Raw genomic sequence first — 25,378 nt, forward strand, 5'->3', positions numbered from 1 at the left:
TTTTGCCTAGTTCCAAAGGGCAGTACGGCGAATGCAGCGTTCATCCTGCACCCGGCGCGTAAAACCTATCCTATCAAAGAATTCGAGAATATGAATGGCCAATTTGCGTCCGGTACCGATGCGGTTACGAAATTCTGCGACGCGAATAGTGCCATGTTCGTTCATCAGCTCACGCGCAATATTGGCCAATTCATGTGTCGTAGAGGCTAGGTAAAAGTGGTCCTTACGTACCTGGTAGAGCCTGCCGAGGCGAGCACAGGCGGTCAGCACCTGGCGAACACGCTGTTCGTCGAACCCACTGCTTGCTGCTATATCGCGAACCCTGGGTGGTTGAAAGGGAGCTTTCGCCAGAAGGGGCTCAAGCCGTTGCCAGAGCGCCTCGTCGTGGTCATCAAGCGCTGCGCGATGGCCGGGCAGAGAAATGAAGGGGCCATTGCTATCAAGCTGGCCCGTCTCGATCAGTTGTTTCAGCAGGCTGCGGAAGAGGGGCGCAGGTAGTCGAGGAGCGGCTTGGCGATTTAGTCGCTCGCGCTCGGTACCCAGCATGGCGGGTTCGTTCTGGTGGTTACCGGCGACCACTTGAATAATCCGCGCTCTCAGCGATTCGATGGCTTCCCTTGAGAAAGCTCTAACTTCGCCTTCTGCAGTAAGGACTTGACCTGCGGATGCCTCGAGAAGCGGCGCTAGATCCTGAACGCTGATATTAAGATTACGCGCCATGCCAGTAAGATCCAGGCCTTCGGGATGGAGATCGAGTGCGGCACGCAGCGGTTTATGAAGGTCGTAAGGTGGATTGGTGCTTACGCATTCTGCAAGCGCCGCCAACCAGGCCAGACGCCCGGGCGTGCGCTGGCCGCGACGGGGTGGTTCGCTGTCCAGCGCGATTCCGCCGCCGAGGGTAATATGCCCGCCATGATCACGAATGACAAAGCGATCCCCCAGACAGGCGTGTATCGGGCTGTCACAGACTAGTTGCCCAAGCATGCTTTTGCCTGGTTCGAGTCGTTGCCCTTCGAGTAGTGAGACCCGCCCCATGAGATGGGCTGCCCCTAGATGTATATGGACTGGCGTCCAGTGCTTGAGCAGTGGGGCCGAGTCGAGCAACCTTAGCTGGACGTCGAGTCGCTTGATGGGAGGCGTTTCCAGTGCATCGGCGACAACCCAGTCGCCGCGACGGATGCGGTCCCGTTCCACGCCAGTGCCTGAAAGATTGAGCGCTACGCGGTCACCCTGGTGCGCCTGATCGCTCTCGCGGTGCTGGCGCCGCAGTTGGCGTACTCTGGCCTTATGACCATCGGGTACCAAGCGAACCATATCGCCCTTGGCAATGCGCCCGCTGAGGGCGGTGCCGGTCACCACTAGACCAGCACCCGGCAGCGCAAAGACGCGATCCACACTAAGGCGGAAATGCCCATGAGCAGAGAACTCATGCTGTTGGGCCGCCTGGGACCATAGCGTGTCACGCAGGGCCGCCACGCCTTCACCGCTATGGCTCGAGACGTCATACAGCGGCGCCTTGGCGAGTTGGGTTCCTGCCAGCAACTGAGTGATCTCTTGTCTGACTTCCTGACGCCGTGGTTCGTCGACTCGGTCGATCTTGGTCAATGCCACCACACCGCGGTCGACGCCGAGTAGGTCGAGGATTTGGACATGTTCAATTGTCTGCGGCATTACACCATCGTCGGCGGCTACCACCAGCAGGGCGGTGTCGATGCCAGCACTGCCCGCAAGCATGTTGTGCAGGAACCGATGATGCCCTGGCACGTCAACAAAGCCGAGCTCGACGCCCGGCGCGACTTCGGGGTAAGCGAAACCAGCTTCGATGGTCAACCCGCGTGCTTTTTCCTCCTTGAGACGATCGGTATCGATACCGGTCAGCTGCTGGATCAAAGCGGTCTTGCCATGATCGACATGGCCAGCCGTGCCGATGATCATGGCAAGCCCTCCTGATGCTGGTCTCGGTAGCTCTCGTAGCGCTGCTTCAATATCGAAAATTGTGAAGCGAAGGCGTCGACGTCTTCAGGGCGATATAGACAGCGCAGATCGAGATAGAGGGCACCTTCGTTAATGCGGCCGATAACCGGGCGGGGGAGTTGACGAAACGCTGTCTCGATATGTTTGAGGCACCGCTCCCTGGCGCGGCGGTCACCGTTTAGCGGGCGCCACACCAGCGCGTAGCTCGGCAACCGGTCGACGGGCAGCGAGCCGCTGCCAAGCTGACTGACACAAGGGGCCAAGGTAACGTCAATGTCGTCGAGCAGAGCTTGGGCGGAGGAGAGCAAGCGCTCACCTGTCGCTGCAATGTCGCCGTCAGTTCGCGTCAGCATTGCCAGTGTGGGAATGTCTCGCTGCGGCGCATCGCTGTCACGATAGAGGCGCAGGGTGGCTTCCAGAGCGGCCAGGGTCAGCTTGTCCAGGCGCAGGGCACGTTTTAGTGGGTGGCGCTTGATGGTATCAATAAGGTCACGGCGGCCGACAATGATGCCTGCTTGCGGGCCGCCCAGCAGCTTGTCGCCGCTAAAGGTGACGACATCAGCACCGGCGGAAATTGCCTCGCGAGGTTGTTCTTCATGTGGCAGTCCAAGCGCGGAGAAGTCAGCGAGTGCGCCGCTGCCCAGGTCAACCATGAAGGGGACGCCATGTGCGTGCGCAATACTCGCCAGTTCGCGCTCGGGCACGCTCTTGGTAAAACCAGTGATGGCGTAGTTGGAGGTATGTGCCTTGACGATCAACCCGGTGTTATCGCCCATGGCGGCCTGGAAATCCTTGGCATGGGTTCGGTTGGTAGCGCCTACCTCATGCAGCCGGCAGCCCGCCGCGACCATGATGTCGGGCATGCGAAAGGCCCCACCTATCTCAATCAGCTCGCCGCGTGAAATGACCGCCTCACGGCCATTGGCCAGAGCGCCCAAGGCCAGTAATACTGCGCCAGCGTTGTTGTTGACCACGGTGGCTGCCTCGGCGCCGGTCAGTTCGCAGAGCAGGGGTTCCACCAGGCGGTCACGGTCGCCGCGGCCGCCGCTCTCCAGGTCATACTCAAGCGCCATGGGATGACGGGCGGCTTGAACCATGGCCTCAATGGCGGGCTCGGCAAGTGGCGAGCGGCCGAGGTTGGTATGAATCACCGTGCCGGTCAGGTTAAACACGCTGCGGCTATTGGGCAGCGCCAGCTGCTCCAGACGTTCAAGCACTCGAGCAGTGAGTGTCTCGAGAGACAGGATAGCGGGCTGATGCTCGGCAGCCTCGGAACAACCTGTAAGGCGCGAGCGCTCGCTATCCAGCGTCAGGCGGATGGCCTGCCTGACCAGGCGCCCACCATGGTGCTGCTGGGCTTGCTGTAGAGCGGGATGGGCCAGCAGAGTGTCTACGCCGGGCAGACTGCGTCGAACGTCCATTGTTGTTTTCATATCCTTAAGGTATAGCATGGCCGCGCGCGGGCGGTCCATGGTTGCTCGGGGATGGCCTCATTCACCAACGATGAGCAACGGGTTGAAGCCGCTGCGACGATACTGCTTTTCCTCGGCAAGCAGGAGATCCAGCGCCAGGCTCGCAAGGTCGTCGGCGAGGGGTTCTGCATACGCGTCAAATTCACGTGGCATGATCTTGAGATAGGAATGACAGTCGCCACAGGTCTCGGCCTGAGTAGGGAGCAGGTGCTCGCCGGTCTCGTCCTCAAGGCTAAGGTAGTCAAGCTTGCCACTCTGATCGCAGACACTGCACTTGGAGCGCTCCAGATACCACTGGGTCGCGCATAACCCGCATTGCAGGTAACGCACCCCACTGCGCCTGGAATCGATCTGGATAACGCTCGCCACCGGCAGCGAGCCGCAACAAGGGCAGATCGAACGGGCCTCGGCGGTAGGGCGTTTTGGTGGTTGGGGCAGGGTGCGCGCCAAACGCAGCCAGGCCACTTGCAACGCTGCTGCTATCAAGGGCATCAGCCCCCGGCTTGCTTCGGGGCCGGGGCGTGCCTTGAGCACTTCCTGGGCGAGGCGGTCGATTTCCTCCTTGGGCAACTTACGCAGAGTGTCGAGCAACGGCCGCTGCGCCTCACCGACATGCAAATCGAGGCCATCGAGAAGTGCGGTGAGCTCACTATGAAAATCGATGTCGCGGCAAAGCGCCTGAGTACCCAGCGGCGGCATGCCGTGCTCCAATGCCAGCACAAAGGCGTCCGGCTCGGGCAGCCACGCGGGGGTATTGCGCTCCAATGCTTGCTGCTGTGCTTGAGAGAGCTGTGCCATGAAGGCCAAGAAATCACGCAGCGGTTCGATACGTTCGGAGAGGTCATGCAGGCGCTGCGCACGCTGGGCAAAGTGCTCCTGCTCGGGCAGTACCACGGAAGGGGGGTCGATAACGCCCATCGGGGCATTGCCATATGCGTGATTCACTTGGGCTCCTCTCTTGTCATGCTCGGGTGCTGCTGATTGGACATCTCGTGCTCCCTGTATTCTTTCCCCCTATGTTCTTTCCCCCTGCGCTCTTTGTCCATTTCCTCTTCGTACCATAAGTCATGGTGATGTTTCGCCCAAGGCTTGCTGACCCGGCCGCGAATCATGGCAGTGAACGAACCCTTCACCCAGATACCCGAGTAAATGTGAATGATCAAGGTGATGATCGCGAGAAAGGCCAAATAAGCATGCCCCATGGCGGCCAACCGACGTAGTGTGATGGGGACGGCATCGGCAAAGTAGGGCTGCCAGATGAGCAGGCCAGTCACCAGCAACAACGGCACGCAGAGCACCATGATCCAGTAAACGAGTTTCTGCCCGGCATTATTCTTACCTACCGGCGGCAGGCGCTCGTCATGATTGCTCAGCACGTCCTTGATCTGCTTGAGCCACTGAATGTCATGGCGCTTGATAAGACTCACCTTGAAGAAGCGGATCGCCATGATCGCGAAAAATAGCGCCATGAACAGCCCGATATACGGGTGTAGGATCCGCGTCATGGTCGGGCCGCCGAACAGGCCGGTCAGCGACCAGAAGAAGGGGTGAAAAAAGGGCAGCCCACTGAGCACCAGCATCACGAAGCTGATCGCGATGAGCCAGTGATTGATGCGCGAAAACGCGTCATATCGCAGGATGCCCGGATCGGATTTGGCGCGTGGTTTTGGCTCGCTCATGGCCGTTTCTCCTCGAGCTCCTGGTCACGCTCCTCATCCGCGCGCATCTCTTTCTCCACCTCTTCATCCTCCTCTTCCGGTGTTTCCTTGGGGCCTGCGGCGAGGTAGTGGAAGAACCCGGCAAATGCCGCAAGCCCGATAGCCACCGAGGCCAGCGGCTTGGGTATACCTTTCCAGCCCTCGACCAGCGGGCTGATGCGCGGGTCCTTGGGCAAACCGCTGTAAATCTCCGGTTTGTCGGCATGCTGCAGCACATAGATCACATGAGTGCCACCCACGCCCTGGGGATCATAAATGCCGGCATTCTCAAAGCCGCGCCCCTTGAGAAAATCGGTGCGCGTTTCGGCAAGATCGAGCATGTCCTCCTTGGTGCCGAACATAATCGACCCGGTAGGGCAGGATTTCACACAGGCTGGCTCCAGGCCATGAGAGACACGATCGGAGCACAGCGTGCACTTATAAGCCTTGGAATCCTTTTTTGAAATTCGCGGAACATCAAAAGGGCAGCCAGCGACACAGTAGCCGCAACCGATGCAATGCTCGGAGTTGAAGTCGACGATGCCGTTAGCGTACTGGACGATCGCACCGGGTGCCGGGCACGCCTCAAGGCAGCCCGGTTCGGCGCAGTGCATGCAGTTGTCCTTCCGGATCAGCCACTCCAGGTTGCCTTGCTCGTTTTCGTGCTCGTTGAAGCGCATTACCTGCCAAGAGTCGGGTGTTAGATCGGTCGGGTTGTCGTACTCGCCCACGCATGTCCCTACCTCGTCACGCAGGTCGTTCCACTCGGAGCATGCCACCTGGCATGCCTTGCAACCGATGCAGCGGGATACATCAATCAGCTTGGTGACAGTTTCAACGCCGCCGCTTCGCCTTTGGGGCGAGGGCACCGAGGTCGCTGAGCGGGCGATTATGTTCTGCGAGTTGATTTGTTCTCCACGCATGCTCTCCTCCTTGCGTTATAGCTTGTCGACCCGTACCAGGAACGACTTGAATTCCGGCGTCTGGGTATTGGCGTCACCCACGGATGGCGTCAACGTATTGGTCAGGTGAGCCCGCTTGGTTTCGCCTAAATAACCCCAGTGAATCGGAATACCGATCTGGTGCACCGTCCGTCCCGCTACCTGCAACGGACGGATGCGCTTGGTCACTACCGCCACCGCTTCGATATGGCCGCGCTTAGAGCTGACGCGAACCCGATCGCCTTTGACAATACCCAGTTCGTTGGCCAGGGTTTCGCCAATCTCCACGAATTTTTCCGGCTGGGCGATAGCGTTCAAGCGGTTGTGCATCGTCCAGTAGTGGAAATGTTCGGTGAGGCGGTAGGTGGTCGCCGCATGCGGAAACTCCTCGAAGCTGCCGAAATTGGCCCGATCCTGCTCGAATACCCGCGCCCCTGGATTGTTCTTGGCCAGTGGGTTATTGGGGTGCATCGGGTTGTTGGCGATGGGCGTTTCAAACGGTTCGTAGTGTTCCGGGAAAGGTCCTTCCACCATACGGTCACGGGCAAAGAACTGCCCTCTACCCGTCTGGTTCATGATGAAGGGTCCTTGAGCTTCTGTCGGCGCTGATTCCACCGGGAAGTCGGGAACGTCATTACCCACCCAGCGATTGCCGTTCCACCAGACGACCGCCTTGCGCTCGGCCCACGGTGTGCCGTCGGGACGCGCGCTTGCCCGGTTGTAAAGGATTCGCCTGTTGGCCGGCCACGACCAGGCCCAACCCAGCGTCTGGCCGACGCCGTAGGGGTCGGAGTTGTCGCGGCGGATCATCTGATTGCCTTCATTGGTCCAGCAACCGGCAAAAATCCAGCAGCCGCTCGCCGTGCTGCCATCAGCACGCAGCATGCCGAAGTCTTCGACCTGCTCGCCCGCGCGACAGACAATATTGCGCTGTTCATCAACGACGTCTTCGAGTGCCCAGCCGTTGTATTCCCGGGCCAGCTCGTTGGCGCTTGGCTCTGCCGGGTAGCGATAGGGCCAGCTCAGATTGAGCAGCGCATCCGAAAAGGCGCCACCTTCGTCGCGATACATCTGCTGCATCCGCAAGAAGATGCCCGCCAGAATGGCGGTATCGGGAATCGCTTCGCCCGGGGGCGGTGCCGCTGCCCAGAACCATTGCAGCCAGCGTGAGCTGTTGACGATGGAACCGTCTTCCTCGGCAAACGCGGTGGTCGGCAAGCGGAACACCTCGGTACCGATCTCAGCGGTGTTCACATCGTTGAATTCGCCATGGTTCTTCCAGAACTCGGCGGTTTCGGTTCTCAGTGGGTCAATGACCACCAAGTACTTCAAGCGAGAAAGCGCCGCAGTGGTCTTGGCTTTATGCGGAAAGGCGGCCAGCGGGTTGAACCCTTGGCAAATGTAGCCGTTGATGTCGCCATGGCTCATTCGCTCGAAGGTATGCAGCACGTCATACAGGGTTTCGCTTAGCTTGGGCAGCCAGTCATAGCACCAGTTGTTCGCTTCGGTGGCGGCATCGCCGAACCATGCCTTCATTAGGCTGACATGAAAACGCTCGTAATAGCGCCAGTAGGATACTTCGCCAGGCAGCAGGTCCGGGCGTGAGCGATCAAGGATATAAGCTTCGTAATCCTGCTCATCGGCCTCGGGTAGTGACATGTATCCCGGTAGCAAATCCGAGAGCAGTCCAAGATCGGTCAGCCCCTGGATATTGGAGTGGCCGCGCAAGGCATTGACGCCGCCCCCGCGCATGCCCATGTTGCCAAGCAACAACTGGAGCATCGCCGCGGTGCGAATGATCTGCGAGCCGATCGAGTGCTGCGTCCACCCCAATGCGTAGAGGATCGTCATGGTCTTGTCGTTCACGACGGTCGCGGCGACCATGTCCCAGACGTGCTGAAGCTTGTCGCGGGGCGTACCGCACACCGAAGAGACCACATCAGGGGTATAGCGGCTGAAGTGCACACGCATCAATTGGAACACGCAGCGGGGGTGCGTGAGCGTATCGTCGCGTAGGGCATAGCCTTCGTCGTCGTACTCGTACCGCCAGGTCTCCTTGTCGTATTCGCCATTCTCGGCGTCATAGCCGGTGAACAGGCCATCCTCGAAGCCGAAATCCTCGCGCACGATGAGGCTCGCGTCGGTATAGGCGCGCACATACTCATGATGGATCTGATCGGTTTCGATCAAGTAGCTGATCAGACCGCCCAGAAAAGCGATATCGGTGCCGGTACGAATTTCCGCGTAGTAGTCTGCCACCGCTGCCGTGCGGTTGAAGCGGGGATCGACCACTATCAAGCGGGCATCGTTATGCTCCTTGGCTTCCATCACCCAGCGAAAACCAACAGGGTGCGCCTCGGCGGCATTGCCACCCATGACGAGAATAAGATCAGCGTTGCGGATGTCGACCCAGTGGTTGGTCATGGCACCGCGACCGAATGTTGGGGCAAGACCTGCCACCGTCGGTCCGTGTCAGACGCGTGCCTGGTTGTCGAGTACCACCATGCCAAGGCTGCGGACTATCTTTTGTGTCAGGTAAGCCGTTTCGTTGGTCGAGGCGGACGCCGCCAGCATCCCGGTCGTGGTCCAGTGGTTGACCGTATTGCCTTCCGCGTCCTGATCGACAAAGTTGGCGTCGCGGTCATCTTTCATGTGCCTGGCGATACGTGTCAGCGCGTCGTCCCAACTGATGCGCTTCCACTCATCGGTGCCGGGTTCGCGTACCTGAGGATACTTGAGGCGCGATTCACTCTGGATGTAGTCGAGCAGCCCCGCACCCTTGGGGCACAGCGAGCCGCGACTGACCGGATGATCCGGGTCGCCCTCTACATGGTAAATGCTATCAATACTGTTGATTGCCCCATCGCCGCGGCTATAGAGCAGCACGCCGCAACCCACCGAGCAGTAAGTGCAGTTGCTGCGGGTTATCTTGGCGCCGGTAAGCTTGAACTGGCGGATCGATGCGAGTGCGGGTTCAGGCGCAAAGCCCATCATGGCCATGCTGGAGGTGGCCATGCCGACTGCCCCGAGTTTAAAAAACTGTCTTCGCGTAACCTTCAGAGTCATTTCGGCCTCCTGTCGATTTGTTCTTAATGTCGTAAATCCCTGAAATGACATATCCGTTAAGCATAGTGAGTCTTTTCTTGTTTGGCGAAGTGTCGCGGTGTCATTTAGTCAATGACAAGGTTGCCATCAGTGCTTGCTGATAATGGCTTATTCGGGCGAATCAGACGTACTGGCCTGAGGTTCACCGTCTTCCTGGCGTCCACTGTCCTCTGCACCCAGCGGTTCATCCGGCAAAAGCGCCTCTTCGCGCTCAGGTGTCTCGGTTTCGTAGGCGGACCCAGCATCGGGCTCAGAAGCCTGGGTCTGGAACATGGCATCGCCCCGGGATTGACCACCACCGGTGGTCTCATCCTCCTGATCCATATCCGCTCCGGTAATGCCGCTTGTGGTACCCGCCGTGCCGGTATCTATATTCGGTTTTTCGGGCATTGCGTTGGGAAGAACACCGCTTTCATTCTGAGGAGCTGTCGGCTCGGCGGCCTGGAGCGTTATCATGGAGCCAGCGCCTAGCAAGACAACAAGGAGGGGGAGCGTGCGTTTTATCATGCTTGAACTCCTCGAAGGGGCTAAGTCAAATGGGTCAAGGCCTCTGGGGCTGAGCGCTTCACGTTGGCTGCAACATGCTCAAGCAGTCGCTCCATGCTGACGTCAAATTAAAGGCAACTTTGGCATATCTACTTTCTGTATAGACAGTAGCGCCACTTGGCGCAAGAACATGGGTTAAGAGGTATTCATTCCGCCATCGTTATTTATTTCTTTTTCGGACCGGTACTTTTCCTCTTTGTATAGCTCTTTCTTGGCTTACTCGTACGCTTGGCTGGGCTACCGGTTTCCCCCTGAGCCGTTTGCAGGCTTTGTCTGAGTTTGGCGGCATCGCTGTGGGTGAGTAGTCCGCGCAAGTCGTCCAATAACGCTTGCTGAAAGGCGCCTGTATCATCCTGTTGTTCGGAGATGGCCCGCAGACGCTGCTCCCAAAGTGCCGTGCGCTCCGGCGTGCTGACAGCGCTGGGCAGGGCGGCGATTAACGCGCTCCCCAGCTTGGTGGCGCGCAGGGCTTTTTGCTGGCGCACCAGGTAGCCGCGCTGTACCAGGGTTTCGATAATACCGGCGCGGGTGGCTTCGGTACCCAAGCCATCGGTGTCCCGCAAGGTTTTGCGAACGTTCGGGTCATCCACGTAGCGGCCAATGTTCATCATTGCCTTGATTAAACTGGCATCGGTAAACGGCTCGGGTGGGCGTGTTTCCTTCTCTTCTACGCCTGCACCTAGCGCTTTGCAGCGTTCATTTTGGGTAAGCGGTGGCAGCGGCGGCGCTTCTTCTTTCGTGGTGAAAAGCGGCTTCCAGCCAGGGTCGAGAATGCTTTGGCCACGAGCGCGAAACGCCTCGTTTAACAGAGTGAATTCGGCTTTGACTTCAAAGGTGCGCAGCGGGCGATAGAACTGGGCCATCACGTTGCGCACCACCAACCGAAACACGTGGCCTTCGGTGGCCGAGAGCTGACTGAAATTTGCGGGCTTGCCGGTAGGCGCCAATGCGTGGTGGGCGCCTACCTGCTTGTCGTTCCACGCCTTTGAGCGCAGCGTAAAGTCGGCACCATTCAGCCACTGCTTGAGCGTATCATCATTTTGGCAGGCGCCGGTTAAACTGCGCTGGGCGAGGGCCAGGTGTTCTTCGGGCAGATAGCGACAGTCCGAACGCGGGTAGGTGATCAGCTTGTGCTGCTCGTAAAGGCGTTGGCAAATATCCAGCACCATCTGGGCAGAAAGCCCAAAGCGCCGGGCGGCGTCTACCTGAAGGGCGGAGAGCGAGTAGGGCAGCGGCGGCGCCTGGCGTTTTTCCTGCTGGTCGAGCTGGGTAAGCTGGCCGGTAGCCCCTGGCAATTGGGCCGCCAGCGCATCGGCAGGCGTGCGGTCAATCAAGCGGCCTTGGTCGTCTAAAGGCTGGTGTTCCTTGGGCGCCCACCAGGCGCGTAACTGGCCTTTTGCAACCTGTAAGTCCGCCCAGAGCGGGTAGAACGGGTGAGGCCTGAAATCTCGGATGGCGTTATCGCGACGCACGATCAGCCCGAGTACCGGCGTTTGCACGCGGCCCACGGAAAGCACGCCATCATGGCCCGCCTGGCGGCCGGTGAGCGTCCAGGCACGCGTCAAGTTGATGCCATACAGCCAGTCAGCGCGTGAACGAGCTTGCGCTGCCTGAAAAAGCGGCTGAAATTCTTGGTTGGAGCGCAGTTTGGCGAGCGCGCGACTGACCGCTGGGCGGTTCAAATCGCTGATCAACAGGCGTTGAACCGGGCCGCGGTACTTCAGGTGCTCAATCACTTCCTGCACCAGTAGCTGGCCTTCGCGGTCCGGGTCACCAGCATGAACAACATCAGTGGCCTGCTTGATTAACTTACGAATCACCGCCAGTTGACCACGCGCCTTGGCGCGTGGGGCCAGTTTCCAGGTGCCGGGGATGATGGGCAGGCGGTCCAGCCGCCACTGTTTATCAGCGGGGTCGTAGGCCTCCGGGGGCGCTTGTTCCAGAAGGTGGCCCAAACACCAGGTAACAGTCGTGTCGCCGCAAATAATAGCGCCTTCCTGACGTTTGGCGCTTGCGGGCAATGCGTCGGCAATCGCCCGAGCAAGGCTGGGTTTTTCGGCGATAATCAAGCGCATGCGTGGGAAGCCTTCAGGTGTGTTTGCGGTGCCCTATATTAGCAGAGACATGCCGGACACCAGAAGCTACCCGCCCCGGTGGGGTATTTTGCACACCAAAAGGCGGCTACCTGAGTAGCCGCCTGGGGCGTGCTTGGTAAGAAGCTCTGTCGGGATATTTTAGTTCAGCGCCTTAAAACTTCACTTCGACACCAATACCGTACAGGTCATCACGGGGGCGATCATCAAGACGTACGCGATCGACATTGTATTCGGCGTAGAGTTTGGCGCGCGGCATCACCTGATAGGAAACTCCGAAGACGTATTCATCTACGCGATTGCCTTCGTCCGCTAGGTTATCCTGGCCTTTTTCGTTGTTATAGCCTGCCATTAATAGAAAATCGCCTAGTTGATAAGCGCCGGCCAGTTCGTAGAAGTGGGTTGAGAATTCCTCGTTATCAGCGGCCTGCATGGATTTATAGCCGTTGATGGCACCCACGTAAAGAGAGTTGTAACGGTAGCCTGCGCCAAACCCCCAGCTGGTCATGTCACCAAGCATGGCCGTCGCGCCTTGAAAGCTTTGGCGTTCGTAAGCGGTCACCAAATCCAGGCCGATATCGGTACTGTAACGAGCGGAAAGGCTGTATTGGTAGTTGCGGTCGCCATCGGTGGTTTCACGTGTGCGCCGGTCATCCTCAAATACATAGCTCGCGCGAAGGTCCCAGTTGCCGACATCATAGCCAATGGTCAACTGGTCATCTTTTTTGCTGGCAAAGGGCTTGATGCCATTAATTTTATTGTCGTTGGCAGAAGAGCCAAACAGCTCAAAAATATCGGTAACGTCAATCAACTGACTGGTTGAGCTTTTGGTTCGGCCGATTGCCATTTCCAACTGGTCGAGGTAGCGAAAACCCAGCCAGGCATAGCGCACGTCAATGCTATCGGTCTTAGCATCATTTTCCTCTTCGGCGTTCATCTGCCACTCTAACTTACCCAGCAGATCTATTTCATCTGAGAAGCGATAGCGAAACTGGGTGCCCAGGCGGGCTTTACCATCACCGCCAAAGTTTAAGCGCTTGGTCTTATCCTGCTTGTCGTATTTAAATGCGCCCGCCTCATACTGCACTTTACCGGTAAGGTCGACTCTAAGATCGTCTGCTTTATAGACAGTCGCCGCTTGAGCCGTTTGCATGGCAACGATAGAAACGGCGGTAAATACTAATAAATTCTTCATTTTCCGATCCCTGTATCAAGATTAAGGCAGCAAGAACCCGTTCCTTTAATTCGATAATTAAAGGAGCTGAAACGTCAGTAGCGTTTTTTAGTTAATTAAGATTTTATGCTTGATGATTAAAAGTGGTTTTTTAACAGTTCAACGTTATCTTCAAGTGTGCTGTTTAAAGCAACGCCGCTGTTTTCAAGTTTTTCGGTGTAATAATCTTTAATGCTTTCCCAGGAGTAATAAGGGAATGTGTCTGTAGTGATTGGAAAAGCTATTTCCTGCTCATTGCGCAGCATTTTTATCAGGTGATCGCCATTATTTTCGTAAATAATCCATTGGATATTGGCACCCATAGGCGTTATCTCAGATCCTTTCCATATTTCGGCGACTAGGTCAGGGTTATCTTGGCTTTCATTAGCGCCTGCTATATCCAGATAAGAAGAAAGCGGAATAATCGTTTCTGCATGGGCGAAATTGAAGATGCCGCTAAGGTTATTGTCCTGTAATGCATTGTCAGTTGAGATCAGCAGTTCCTTGACGAGCGGCGCGGCGATGTCCTGCGGAAGGTCGGTGCTGGTTAGCGATGGGCCCTTGGCATAATAGGTTTCCAGTATGTCGAGTTTCTCGTACCAGGCCAGCTGATCCTGGGTGAAGTATTGACCAAAATCGAAGGTGCCCTCCTGGGTTATGTTGGAGGCAATAATGTAAAGCTGATAAAGGTTATTGGCGGCATCTTCAGGGCTTCTCAGTTTGACTCTGCCTTTTTCATCTTCAAAAGCGAGTGTGCCGTCAGACAACGCTTCGTAGAGCTCCTCACCAATAAACTGACTTATGATAGCGTGGGCGAATTCAGCCGTTTTTGGCTGCTGATCCAGATATGCTTCCAGGACTTCTTGCCATTCACCGCCACTTTTATAGGCTTTGTACTGAGTGGCCAGATCGTAGGGCCGAAGATACGGATCACTGCCTTTTGCATACTGCTCGGCGGTAATCGGGGGCGTCTGCTCGCCCAGCGCTACTTTAAGCCCTTCAAGGAAATGGTCGCGGCTTTGCGGCGCACGGTCTTTATAAGTGGCATGTGCCTCAATAGGGCGTCCGCTTTCAAATACGTCGGCAAACTGCTTACCCATGCGTTGGCCAATAGCATTAAGCTCTTCACCTCCTGATAAAGACAGCTCACCGTAAACATCTTTTTCCACTTCCATAAGGCGCGCTATTTGTTGCTGTAACGCTTGGCCAGCATTTGTTAGCTGCTGCTCCCGTTCAGCCAACGCCAGTAGCTCGTTAAGCGTCTTGTCATACTTTGCGCTGGAAAGATGGCGCGAGCCATGTCGTCCCACGTAATTGATAAATACCGGCTGATAGCCTTCAGGGGCGGGCGTATAGCGGGTGGCGACATAGGGATAGGGTGACTTTGTACTGAGGTGCGCATCAATAGCAGCGTCAGGATTAACTTCAGGAGTGTTCTCTGCCAATGCGTTAGAGGAATACAGCCAGGCCGTAGCGGCCAGGGCGGTAAGGCATAGGGAGCGTGGAGCGAAGGCTTGCATGGTTTAGCGTTTCCTTTCTCGGTCATAGGGACATGCCGTTAGCGCAACATGTCAGGTTTTGGGCACAGAGGTGCCCCGTCGCCATGAAATAAGGCGAATTAAAATGATTACTTGGCTGTTTTAGCGGGAGTAGCCGCTAGCCGGGGCGAATGGTGCTACGCCATACGGGCCTGGCAGGTAGCTGGATGATCTGGCTGATATCATTTTCATCCGCCAGCTGCTTAGCGATGCAGACAGCAATTTCCTCAACCGGGTGATGAAAGGTAGTCAGGTCATAGCTTTGCCAGCTGGCCTGCTCGATATTATCGAAGCCCATCACGCAGAGGTCTTGAGGAATATTGAGCTTGAATGTTTGACGGGCCGTATCCAGAAAACCACACGCCAGCAGATCGGTGGTACAGAGCACAGCATCCGGCCGCTGCGAGCGGGCCAGTAACTGCCGGGCGGCTTCCTGCCCCGTGGCGTAGTGGGTAGGACCTGCCCGCACAATAGTGATGGGCAAGCCCGCCTCATTGACTGCCTGGCTAAAGGCTTGCTCACGCGCGACAAGGCTTGGGGTGCAGGCAGTGGATGTCACTAGCCCAAAAGAGCGGCACCCCGAGCGATAAAACAGATCAAAGGCTTCCTGCATCGCCGCTTCATGATCCAGCGTGATATGCACCGGACCGGTAAACTCCTGTCCACGGTTGACCAGCACCACGCGCAGCCCGCTTTGGATACAGGTTTGAACCAGAGATTCAGCTGGAGCGCCTGATAGAACCACGATAGCGCTTGCCCGGTATTTCAGCGCCTGATGTAAAGCGCTTTCTACAGCTTCTTCTTCGCCTGAGGTGTTAATCAGCATGACCGCACGGCCCAACGCCTGGATATGACGACTAACGGCCTCCAGCAGGCTGGATAAAAACGGCGATGACAGGTGATCACCCACCAGGCACACCGGGCGTGAACTCTCCTGGGAAAGACCACGGGCCAGGTGGTTGACGTGATAATTAAGCTCTTTGGCTGCCGCAAGCACCTTTTGGCGCGTTTCTTCGGAAACGCTGGCGCCGTCGGTGAAAGTGCGCGACACGGCGGAACGTGACACACCGGCCAAACGGGCTACTTCTTCCGCACTAGCAAACTTGCGTGAGCTGCTCATCGGGTGCCTCTTGCAACAGCTGTTTTATTTGTCTGGCCGCAATGCGGGCCGCTTCAAATAGCTCCGGTTTGGGCGTTTCAAACCACTCATCCGGGGGCAGCTGCCGTTCCTTGCGAACATGAGCAACCGCGCTTTCAAGCGTAGGGTAACGGTTAGGCAATTCCAGGTGTAAAAACAGGGATACTAGTGTGACCGAACGGCTGCGTCCCCCACGACAGTGCACCAGCACATTACCTTTTTCACGAAGAGGGTAGGAAGGCTTGTCAGGCATAATCTGATCCAGCGCCGCCCTTAAAATGAAATAGGCGGCCAGCATCTGCTCGTGCGGGTTGCCCGGGCCGTCAATCATGCCGATCTTGTAATACCGAAACCTGCCTGGGCCCTGAATTAAACCGTTGGGCGTAGGCGGAAGACTGGTATCCACCAGGTTAATATCCAGGTTGACGGCGCAGTTGATCACCGTGGTAATACCGTTTTCTTCCAACAACGCCGGGCTGCTGGCGGCCTGACTATCGCCAATATAAAGCGCCACGTTACGCCCCGGCAGGCACGGTTCGATCAGGCTCATGGGAGGGCGCGGATAGTGTTTTGTCATGCGATTTCAAGCTCTTCAAGTTGGCTGTAATGAGTAAGTGCGTCAGCGATAAGTGGCGTTGCTGCGAGTACTGCGCCACCGTGCTTTAGCGTACCGGGCAGGGAAAGATAGGGGCGGGTTACACCACCGGCTTCGCTGACTAATAAAAGGCCGGCCAAACTGTCCCACGGGTTCATGTGATGTTCGAGATAGCCGTCGATCCGGCCTTCAGCCACCCAGGCCAAGGCCAGCGCGCCAGAAGCTCCGCGGCGAATATTGGCGCCATGGGATAACAGGGCTGCCTGGGCGTTCAGGTACGTTTGCAGCGCCGTTCGGGTGGACCAGCCCATTTCAATTGTGGCGGTCGTGAAACTATCGGTGGCGGCTACCTGAATCGGCTGGGCGTTTTTATAGGCGCCCTTGCCGCGTTGGGTGAAATAGAGCTCCTCGGTACACGGATTGAAAATGGCACCCAGCTGGGTCTTGCCGCGGTCAACAAAGGCGATGCAGATGCAGAAGTGAGGAATGCCTCTTGCATAGTTGGCGGTGCCATCAATCGGGTCAACGACCCAGATGCCATTACCATTCACCTGCCCGCCGCTCTCCTCACCGCTACTTTCCTCGCCCACAAAAGCATCGCTGGGAAAGTGCTGCTGAATGGAGACTCTGATCTCCTGCTCAATGAAGGTATCGGCCTCGGTCAAGAAATCCTGATGGCCCTTGAGCGTGTAAAGCCCTGGCTTGCGTGTTTCGAAGAGATGGCGTGCTTTCAGGCCAGTGCGGTGAATCAGATCCTTGAGAAATTCAGCGCGGACTTCCAGCTCATGGGGCAGAATCGGCATATCTATCCTTTTATATTGCAACGTGAACGTTGGGTTTTGTTGTTAACGGCGGTAGTTCAACATCCACAGGTCCTGCCAATCCTGGCGGTTTTCCCAGTCATCAATGGCCGTGCGGGGCGAGTAATCAAATAGCTGAGCCTTGAGGGCGCCAATGCCGGAAGGCTCTGTCTCGGGCAGTGATATATCCGAGCGGGTGGAAATCTTGCCATCCTGGGCCTGAGGCGCGATGCCTTCTTCGGTCAGCAGGTAATGCAAAAAAAGCTTGGCGGCGTTAGGGCTTTGGGTACCGCTGGCTATAAGGCCGATGGAGGGATAGGTCCAGCCAATCCATGGGTCCAGTCCTTCGCAAATACCCAGTTTCATGCCGTCAGCATTATCACGAAACTTGGCGGTACTGGTTAAGCCGAGAAAGCTGTCCTGCTGATCCGGGGAGGCAACGGCTTCGGCTGCATTGGAATCTGAATCGGTTAATAGCGGCGCGTTGTTTGCCAGCGCTTTCACCCAGGCGGCGGTAGCGCTCTCTTCAGCATCGGGTAATGGGTGGCCGTAGCGCGCCTCAAAGGCCGCTGCCATCGCTTCATCCCCGTGCTGGGCCATCTGGTTAAACCAGTCCACGTAGGAAGGCTTGCCCAGCGGATCCTGCAACGCTACCCGGCGTTCCCACTCGGGTTCGGTCAACTCCCAGATATTATTGATCGGGCAGTGATCGTGGAGTGCGGTGTTGTAGGTCCAGACATTGGGAGCCATCACAATGGCTAATGGATCGCGGTAGCGCTCATCCACCCGGTCGGCTAGATCAGCAGGGAACCAGTTAACCGCAAAGCCTGTGTCCAGAAGCTGGGCAACGGCTGCCGGGGCGTCTGCCAGAATGGCTACATCGGTTTGAATATTATTGGCTTGCGCCTCGCGGATGATCCTTTCCAGGGTATGGGGCGCTTTTGATTTAACCCCTTCGGCCTGAACGCCATACTGTGCGGAAAAATTGGCTGCCTGTTCAACAATCTTGCCGGTTGAATCGTAGATCGTAATGCCTGGTTCCTGCCGGGCAGCTGCAATTAAAGCATCCAGCTCCGTGGATTCGTTAGCCCAGGCCAAGGGAGCTGAGGCCAGGCTAATGGCAACGGTAAGTCGTGATAAAAGACGCATAACAAACCCTTTTAAACGGCGTGCATATAAGTGGTGGTAGAGACGTTGTTACGGATTATTCCCGCCTGGCCATAACGGGTGTTTTCCAGGCGATGGCCATCGGTATCAAATAGGTGCAAATGCTCAGGCTGTATCTGGCAAAAGGTGTGCTCGCCCGCCTGTACCTGAGGCCTGATCTGGGTAGAAAGCTGCAAGCACTGGCCTTCCGTTTCAAGATCCAGAACCCAGCTGCCACCTGTCGGCATGATGCCTTGTACTTTGGCAGGTAAGGCGTAGGGTGTGGCCGCCTGAGCTAGGTGAATGTCTTCAGGTCGGATGCCGAGCATGTGTGTATCAGGCTGGTTATTGAGACGACTCCCCAGCATGGAGTCAGCGGCAATCTGGTTGATCGGCGGGTTGCCAATAAACTCGGCGACAAAGCGGTTGGCGGGGCGTGCATAGATATCATCGGGGCTGCCTACCTGCTGCAAGTGCCCCTTGCTCATGACGGCGATCGTAGTGGCCAGTGTCATGGCCTCCCACTGGTCGTGGGTGACGAACAGGATGGTGGTATCAAATGCTTGGTGTAGCCGTTTCAGCTCAGCGCGCATTTCCAGGCGCAGTGAGGCGTCGAGATTGGACAGCGGCTCATCCAGCAGCAGTACTTTGGGCTTTAAGACCATCATGCGGGCGAGCGCCACGCGCTGCTGTTGGCCGCCTGATAGCTGAGAAGGGTAGCGCTTGGCATAGCCGGCAATGCCCAGTTTATCCATCACTTCGCCGGTCCGGGTGCGCCGTTCGCGCTCAGAAAGTTTGCGCAGACGCAATCCAAACTCGATATTCTGCTCAACCGTCATGTGGGGCCACAGCGCGTAGCTTTGAAACACTAACCCCAGCCCACGTTTCTCGGGAGACACAAAGCAGCCGTCTGCCGGGGAGTCCATTAGCTGATCGCCGATAAACAGACGCCCCTGGCTCAAGTGCTCAAGGCCCGCGATCATGCGCAGCATCGTAGTCTTTCCGCAGCCCGAAGGGCCAAGCAGGCACATGAAATCACCGCTTTTGATATGCAGGTCGATATTTTGCACGGCGGTGGCCTGGCGGCTGTACTGCTTGGAAATCGCGTCTAACGTGATGGTCGGCATAATTAGCTCTCCAGACCTTGGGCAAGGCCCGTTTTGGTTAATTTCTGAGTCAGAATCGTGCCGCCCCAGGCGAGCATGGCGATCATGAGTACAACGGCGTTGGCGGCTTGGGTGTAGTTGTAATCGACAAGGCGCAGAGAGTAGGTGGTAAGCACTTCGGTAGCTGGCACCGCCAGAATGATGAACAGGCTCACGCCTTTAATTCCCGAGATAAAAGGTAAGACGATACCCACCACCAGCGCGCCTTTTTGAATGGGCACAATGATGCTCCACATGCGCCGTAGCCAAGAAGCGCCTGAAATCTGAGCGGCCTCTTCGGGCTCTTTACCCAGCTGCGTCATGGCTGAGATACCTGCCCGTGAAGCAAAGGGCATCTGGTCGGCAATTAGCGCGAGCATCAGAATCATCGACGTTCCATATAGCGCTGGAACAGGGCCGCGCTGCACGGCAAAAAGGGAAAGCGTGGCGGCTGCAAAGGCAATGCCAGGCACTAGATAAGGCATAAACGTGAGCTGGCGCAGCGAGCTTGCAAGCCAGCGCCAAGGCGTACGCGTCACCACATAGCCCACCAGCAGGCCGAGTAAACCGGCACATATAGAGGCGGTACCCACAATACGCAGGCTATTCCAGGTGGCGGACCAGAACTCAGGGGTTAATAAAATGCCGTTTTTCAAGGCGATCGTATTGAGGTTGGTGCCGATCCAGTAATCCAGGGTGAAGTTATTCAGATGAAAACGCCCTGGAATACGCATGATGGTGGATAGAAAAAGCGTTAATAGCGGAAGCACGACGCCAATGATAAACAGAGAAGCGGCTAGCAACGTGGCGGGAAGGCGCCAAACGCCGAGCGGGCGACGACGTTCCATAGCGCCTTTGCCACCCAGGGTGACAAAGCGGCGCGCTTCACGCATTAGGTAAAGATCAATTGTTAACGTGATACAGCCCAGCACCATGATGGCCCCCGCCAGTACAGAGGCGACACCCGTCTGGCGCGACGAAATAGCTCTGAACAGCGAGGTGGAGAGGGTGTCGTACTGCACCGGCAGGCCGAGAATGTAGGGCACGGCAAACTCGCCCAGCCCATCGGCTAGAATCAGCACCATCGCGGACATCAGCGCAGGTCGCATTAGCGGTAAAATGATACGAAAGGCAACGGTTGAACGGCTGGCGCCCAGAATGCGAGCCGAATCTTCAAGCTGGGAATCCAGGCGGCGTAAGGCGTTGCCAAACAGCAGTATGACCAGCGGAATATAGTGCAGCGCCAGTATGAAAATCATCGGCACGGGACCATAAGCCAGCCAATCGGGCGAGGAGTAGCCCATTGACTCCAGCCAGCCTGGTTGGCCACCCATCGACCGGTTCTTGAATAACGTGGTCCAGGCTAGCGCGAACGTCCACGTAGGGAGCATAAACGGCACAATCAATGCAGTAGCAAACCAGCCTCGGCCCCACAAATTAGTACGGCTTAAAAGCCATGCCATGATACCGCCCACCACCATGGCAATACACATAGCGCCGATGGCCACGCTAAGCGTGTTGAGTAACGGTTGCCAGAACAGCCGCTTTGAAATAGGTGAGGTAAACACGCGTTCAAGGTAGTAAAACGTGAAGCTGCCCTGTTCTGCGCCAATGCGCGTTGAGTCGCCAAAGTTAACGTTAACCGCATCCATTAAAATGGAAATAACTGGCGCCAGGATCAGGTAGCTGAATGTGGTTAATAAGCCTATGCCAAGTAGCGTCGCTGGATTTTTTAGACTGAGCTGTAGTCCCCTTTTACTGGGGAGTGCTGAAGTGATCCACCCAACCATTGGTTTTCCCTCGTTGACACTCTGGATAGCCGAAAGATCGACCGGATTGAGAGGCATTCTAAAGAGGAAAGATGACAGAACGTTGACATTTGCACATAAGTGCAAAATTCTTAGAACATTAGATTAATGATTAATATCAATTGGTTGTATTTTTTATCATATTTTATAAGAAAAAATTAATGAAGATTTTTGCACCTAATTACATACGTAAAATTCTTTCTCGCCAGTGCTATCAACGTTATTGTCAGTAAGCTCAACCGCTGTTACTCACAACGGGTAATCAGGGAATAGGCTACGCTAAAGAGCTATTCATTTTAAAAGGCGGCCATATGCGCGAACGCGGTAGAACACGGAGGTTAATGGGGCTGGGCGCGCGTACGGGCGGTGCGATGCTTAAAACACGTCTGGGCGGTCAGGCAGACTGGCGCGCGCTGGGCGAGGCACTGTTTGAAGGACTTTCCGAGCTGAAAGGCCCGGCCATGAAAATGGCGCAGATGATGTCCCAGTGGGACGACCTGCTGCCGCCGGATTTAGCCGATGAGCTTGCTCGCCTGCAACGCCAGGCCGAACCCATGCCTTGGCCACGTATCCGTGAAGCGCTTGAGTTGCAGTACGGCGATATCGATACGTACTTTACCCAGGTTGAAGAAGCGCCATTTGCCAGCGCCTCCATGGGGCAAGTGCATAAAGCGGTGACCCGTGAAGGCGAAACGGTGGTGCTTAAAGTCCAGTACCCAGGCTTAGCCGACGTGCTGGAGAGTGACCTAAAACAGTTACGGCGCATTATGAGCCTGGGCCGCTGGTTTAAAGTGCCTCAGGCGCGCCTGGATGCACTGTTTGAGGAACTGGCGGCGGGGCTTCGCGATGAGCTGGATTATCAGGCTGAGGCAAACGCTCTGGCGCGTTATCGAGAGCGCTACCAGAGTGATGCGCGGCTTGTAATACCCGAGCCGCTGTTTGAACTCTCGGGCCAGCATGTTTTGGCCATGTCTTACGTACCCGGCACACCGCTACGTGAGCTGGAGAGCGCTGAAGATACCGTACGTCAACAGGTAGCCGCGACGCTTGCCGACTGGATTACCCAGGAGCTCTTCACCTTTGGGGAGCTGCACGCCGACCCGCATGCGGGCAACTTTGCCGCCGATGCGCAGGGGCGTTTGATTATCTACGATTTTGGTGCGGTGATTCCGGTACCGGAAGGTCGGCTTAACGCCATGATTAAGCTACTCGATGCTACCTTGGCCCACGACCCCATGGCCATGGATGAGGCGATGGTCAATATGGGTGGGCGCCAAGGGCAGGGCGCGCCGCTTTCACTGTATCGTGAGGCAGCTGAATGTATTGCCCCGCTGTTTGAGCCCGGCGAGCAGGATTTCAGCGATGTGCGCGTGCATCGCCGCCTGCGCGAGCTTTCGCCCAAGGTGTGGGCAGCGATGGACCGCTTACAGCCGCCCGCCGATACGCTGCTGTTATCGCGAGCGCTAAATGGCCATTACTGGAATCTGGTGCGCCTTAAAGCGCGGCTGGATATGTATGAGCGTATCCAGCCGCTGTTGGCCTGGTCACGCTCACCCACCTGAACGTTCACGCACTAGTCAGTCCTTGCTGATATTCAATCGGTTAGCGCAACGTCTTTAACCAGAATACTAGCGTCTTGTCACTCTCATGCTGCTCGTTAATATCTTTCCAAGCAAAGGTCGTCGCCAAATCAGCACGGCGCTGATAGCCCTGGCTTTGCCAAAAACCATGAAGCGGCCGATAATCTTCCGGCCGCAGAGGGTGCTCTTCAGGGCGCTCAACGGCGCAAAAAGCGGCAGTTTTATACCCTTCACGAGCGGCGTGGGTTTCGCGCTCTACCATAAAAGCTTTGCCTATACCCTGGCCTCGGTAGTCGTGAAGTAATACCGATTCGCCGTAATAGAACACGCTGGAAGCCGCAATGCCGGCTGCTTCAAACGGGCGGCGAAACTCGTTGACTTCATCACTAAGCGGCTGACCTGTAGACGCGCCGACCAGGCGGTCACTATCAAAAGCGAGGACAAACAGGCTTGCTGGGTTTGCCGCGTAGCGGCCCAGGTAATCTGCTTCGTAAGCCAGATTGCCATCGTATAAATAGGGAAAATCGTGAAATACCCGAATGCGCAGCTGCGCAAGAGCCGTCAGGTGGGGCGCAATAGCCTGACCGTGGCAGGTCGTGAGCGTCAGTTCGTTCATCGCGTCTCTTCCACTGGGTAAACGCTGCACATTAACAGCCCCGAGCCGCATCGCCAATCCTCCTGCGTGATGGCCTACGGTCATGCTAAACTATGGCGCTTTTCAAAACGCGCTTTTCAAAAAACAGTGGAGACGGCAATGCTAGCGGTATGGGTCGATCAGCTGCTGGGATTTGCCTCTGGGGCACTCTCGGCAATCAGGCAGCAAGAACACTATCCCGATTTTATGACGTGGGTGCGCGCGGAAGGCGCCACGTCGTTTAACGGCGATGTCGCCACCGCCCAGGCGCTGGCTCCCATTTTATGGTCACAAACACCCTTGGTCCGGCTGGATTTTGCCAGCGAGTCGCTGGCGACACCAGGGCGTAATGAGCCCTGCTGGTGTGACTCCGGACGCAAATACAAGCAGTGCTGCTATCGGGTCGATTTCCCGACGGATATCCCCGAGCAGATGATGTGGATGCTGTCGCTGCGTGAATGGAAAGGCCCGACATTAAAAGCCGCACTTGAAAGCCGCCAGGCGCCGCCTCAGGCGCTACTGGAAGCGGGCCTTATCGCTGCTGAAAGTGGCCAGACCGGGCGCGCCATGCAGATCCTTGAGTCGCTGTTTGATGGCAGCGACTGGTCGCGTCTGCCCGAGCAGGCCGAGCCCGCCTTTGAAATCCTGCTGGATATCTACCAAGAGCGCGGCTTTACCCGCAAACGCGCCGATCTGCTGGATGATGTGATGGAGCGCGGGCCACTGTTTTTACGCGGTGTAGCCCTTGAGCGCCTATGCCTGATGCACTTGGATAACGATGATCTGGATAGCGCTCGGGCCGCCTTTGTTAAAGCCCAGCAGGCGCTGCCTGATTCGCCCACGCTTGCCTACATTGAGGCGATGCTTCTTCTGCATGAAGGCCATGAAGAAGAAGCCAAGGAGCGCGCCAACTTCTGGTATCGGCGCCTGGTTCGCCAGGGCGATCTTGACGAAGAGCAACTGGAGTTCCTGGCCGCCTTGGCAGAGAACCCGGGCGCAACGCTGGCTGATCAACTGCTGAGTGCTGAAGAGGATCTGGCCACGCCATTGGTATCCTTGCAAGCGCTGTTGGCGGCGCTGCCCACGGCGCCCAAGCTGGATGTTAGCGCCGATGCGCAAACGGGTCATTTGCACTACCACTCCAGTGCCCGGGAAGCGACGCTGTTCGCCGCCTGGCATGAGCAGTTTCAGGTTCTGGTGGATGAAGACGTTGCACTAGGCTTTCGCGATGATCCTTGGGGCAATGCGGTTGAGTGGATGTCCGCACTTTGCGCACACCCCGAGTGGCTGGATGCGCCGCATGTAGTGCAGGACCTGACCCTGGCGTTGACTAGCCGGTTTGGCAGCCTACCGTGGATGGCGCCTAGCCTGCTGGAGCCCTTGGCGCTGCGCCTTTCCCGCTGGCTGGAACAGGCCCGTGCTGAAGGCGATGGTAGCCTGTGCTGGGATGATGCCGACAACGCCGTCCTGCTGCGTACGGGCCTTGCCCTGGTCGTGGGGATGGAGCGTGGTGCCCGTCAGCATTCGCGGGAGCTGGCTGAAGAGCTGCTCGCCATCGATCAGGAAGATAGCCTGGGGCTGCGCGAACTGGTACTCGATCAGCTGCTGCGTGATGACCGTAACCAGGAAGCGCTGACGCTGACAGAGCAGCAGGATGACGATGGTTCGCTGGTGCTCGGATTACTAATGGGTCGCACCTTGGCGCTTTTTCGCTTAAATGAGCATGAGGCAGCTGAAGCGGCGCTTAATGAGGTTATCACCCATAACCGCCACGCGCTTGAAATGATCTGTGCGGATAGCCCGCGCCCGGTAATGCCGCATGCAGACGGCCAGGTTGACCCCGGCTCGCGTGCCGAGGCGTGGCAATATCGCACGCTAATGCGCGATCAGTGGAGGACCACGCCGGGCGCACTTGAGTGGCTGGGTAACCACCGCTAAGCCTTTCGTTAGGGT

The 25,378-nt window shown here is 56.9% G+C and carries 20 protein-coding genes; 2 read left to right on the plus strand and 18 right to left on the minus strand.

The window, feature by feature from the left end; translation table 11 throughout:
* Window positions 1–6: 6 nt before the first annotated feature.
* From selB to D467_RS0102595, 17 genes are all read right to left on the minus strand, one after another.
* Window positions 7–1,935 carry a selenocysteine-specific translation elongation factor gene (gene selB, locus D467_RS0102515; RefSeq protein ID WP_018915933.1) on the minus strand — a complete coding sequence of 643 codons (1,929 nt, stop codon included), beginning with the start codon at window positions 1,933–1,935 and terminating at the stop codon, window positions 7–9.
* Window positions 1,932–3,395 (minus strand): L-seryl-tRNA(Sec) selenium transferase, encoded by a 1,464-nt coding sequence (gene selA / locus D467_RS0102520; RefSeq protein ID WP_051081704.1) that lies wholly within the window; start codon window positions 3,393–3,395, stop codon window positions 1,932–1,934. Before selA ends, selB begins: the two co-directional genes overlap by 4 nt.
* A 69-nt stretch (window positions 3,396–3,464) precedes the next feature.
* Window positions 3,465–4,391, minus strand: coding sequence for a formate dehydrogenase accessory protein FdhE (gene fdhE, locus D467_RS0102525; RefSeq protein WP_018915935.1), 927 nt, complete (start codon window positions 4,389–4,391; stop codon window positions 3,465–3,467).
* Entirely contained in the window at window positions 4,388–5,125 is a 738-nt protein-coding gene (locus D467_RS0102530) for a formate dehydrogenase subunit gamma (protein WP_018915936.1), read from the minus strand. The genes fdhE and D467_RS0102530 overlap by 4 nt, the downstream gene beginning before the upstream one ends.
* The gene (gene fdxH / locus D467_RS0102535; RefSeq protein WP_018915937.1) at window positions 5,122–6,066 is read right to left on the minus strand and encodes a formate dehydrogenase subunit beta; all 945 of its coding nucleotides are present in this window, start codon (window positions 6,064–6,066) and stop codon (window positions 5,122–5,124) included. Before fdxH ends, D467_RS0102530 begins: the two co-directional genes overlap by 4 nt.
* A 15-nt stretch (window positions 6,067–6,081) precedes the next feature.
* Entirely contained in the window at window positions 6,082–8,544 is a 2,463-nt protein-coding gene (gene fdnG, locus D467_RS0102540; RefSeq protein ID WP_081621219.1) for a formate dehydrogenase-N subunit alpha, read from the minus strand.
* A 12-nt stretch (window positions 8,545–8,556) separates the two neighbouring features.
* Window positions 8,557–9,150 carry a molybdopterin-dependent oxidoreductase gene (locus D467_RS20230; protein WP_018915939.1) on the minus strand — a complete coding sequence of 198 codons (594 nt, stop codon included), beginning with the start codon at window positions 9,148–9,150 and terminating at the stop codon, window positions 8,557–8,559.
* 147 nt (window positions 9,151–9,297) lie between these two features.
* Complete coding sequence (locus D467_RS0102550; RefSeq protein ID WP_040459982.1) at window positions 9,298–9,696, minus strand: hypothetical protein; 399 nt, start codon at window positions 9,694–9,696, stop codon at window positions 9,298–9,300.
* A 203-nt stretch (window positions 9,697–9,899) separates the two neighbouring features.
* Window positions 9,900–11,810 (minus strand): DNA topoisomerase III, encoded by a 1,911-nt coding sequence (locus D467_RS0102555; protein WP_018915941.1) that lies wholly within the window; start codon window positions 11,808–11,810, stop codon window positions 9,900–9,902.
* A gap of 172 nt (window positions 11,811–11,982) precedes the next feature.
* The gene (locus D467_RS0102560; RefSeq protein WP_018915942.1) at window positions 11,983–13,023 is read right to left on the minus strand and encodes a porin; all 1,041 of its coding nucleotides are present in this window, start codon (window positions 13,021–13,023) and stop codon (window positions 11,983–11,985) included.
* Between the two features lie 116 nt (window positions 13,024–13,139).
* Entirely contained in the window at window positions 13,140–14,561 is a 1,422-nt protein-coding gene (locus D467_RS0102565) for a histidine-type phosphatase (protein ID WP_018915943.1), read from the minus strand.
* Between the two features lie 136 nt (window positions 14,562–14,697).
* A complete protein-coding gene (locus tag D467_RS0102570; RefSeq protein ID WP_018915944.1) occupies window positions 14,698–15,699 on the minus strand; it encodes a LacI family DNA-binding transcriptional regulator in 1,002 nt (333 codons plus the stop codon).
* Window positions 15,674–16,294, minus strand: a complete 621-nt coding sequence (locus D467_RS0102575; protein ID WP_018915945.1) for a dual specificity protein phosphatase family protein — start codon at window positions 16,292–16,294, stop codon at window positions 15,674–15,676. Before D467_RS0102575 ends, D467_RS0102570 begins: the two co-directional genes overlap by 26 nt.
* Complete coding sequence (locus D467_RS18970) at window positions 16,291–17,115, minus strand: inositol monophosphatase family protein (RefSeq protein WP_018915946.1); 825 nt, start codon at window positions 17,113–17,115, stop codon at window positions 16,291–16,293. The genes D467_RS0102575 and D467_RS18970 overlap by 4 nt, the downstream gene beginning before the upstream one ends.
* Window positions 17,116–17,157: 42 nt before the next feature.
* Window positions 17,158–18,261: an ABC transporter substrate-binding protein gene (locus tag D467_RS0102585; RefSeq protein ID WP_018915947.1), complete on the minus strand. Its 1,104-nt coding sequence runs from the start codon at window positions 18,259–18,261 to the stop codon at window positions 17,158–17,160.
* 11 nt (window positions 18,262–18,272) lie between these two features.
* A complete protein-coding gene (locus D467_RS0102590; RefSeq protein ID WP_018915948.1) occupies window positions 18,273–19,385 on the minus strand; it encodes an ABC transporter ATP-binding protein in 1,113 nt (370 codons plus the stop codon).
* Window positions 19,386–19,387: 2 nt separating this feature from the next.
* Window positions 19,388–21,193, minus strand: a complete 1,806-nt coding sequence (locus D467_RS0102595) for an ABC transporter permease (RefSeq protein WP_018915949.1) — start codon at window positions 21,191–21,193, stop codon at window positions 19,388–19,390.
* Between the two features lie 329 nt (window positions 21,194–21,522).
* On the opposite strand from D467_RS0102595, the gene D467_RS0102600 reads away from it, so the two are divergent.
* Window positions 21,523–22,773 carry an ABC1 kinase family protein gene (locus tag D467_RS0102600; protein WP_026285579.1) on the plus strand — a complete coding sequence of 417 codons (1,251 nt, stop codon included), beginning with the start codon at window positions 21,523–21,525 and terminating at the stop codon, window positions 22,771–22,773.
* A 40-nt stretch (window positions 22,774–22,813) separates the two neighbouring features.
* On the opposite strand, the gene D467_RS0102605 is transcribed toward D467_RS0102600, so the two are convergent.
* Complete coding sequence (locus tag D467_RS0102605) at window positions 22,814–23,407, minus strand: GNAT family N-acetyltransferase (protein ID WP_018915951.1); 594 nt, start codon at window positions 23,405–23,407, stop codon at window positions 22,814–22,816.
* A 138-nt stretch (window positions 23,408–23,545) separates the two neighbouring features.
* Between D467_RS0102605 and D467_RS0102610 the strand changes: the two genes are divergently transcribed.
* Window positions 23,546–25,363 carry an SEC-C domain-containing protein gene (locus D467_RS0102610; RefSeq protein ID WP_018915952.1) on the plus strand — a complete coding sequence of 606 codons (1,818 nt, stop codon included), beginning with the start codon at window positions 23,546–23,548 and terminating at the stop codon, window positions 25,361–25,363.
* The last annotated feature ends 15 nt before the right edge of the window (window positions 25,364–25,378 follow it).

Origin of the sequence: Vreelandella zhanjiangensis DSM 21076 (genome assembly GCF_000377665.1) — a bacterium.
GTDB classification, from domain to species: domain Bacteria; phylum Pseudomonadota; class Gammaproteobacteria; order Pseudomonadales; family Halomonadaceae; genus Vreelandella; species Vreelandella zhanjiangensis.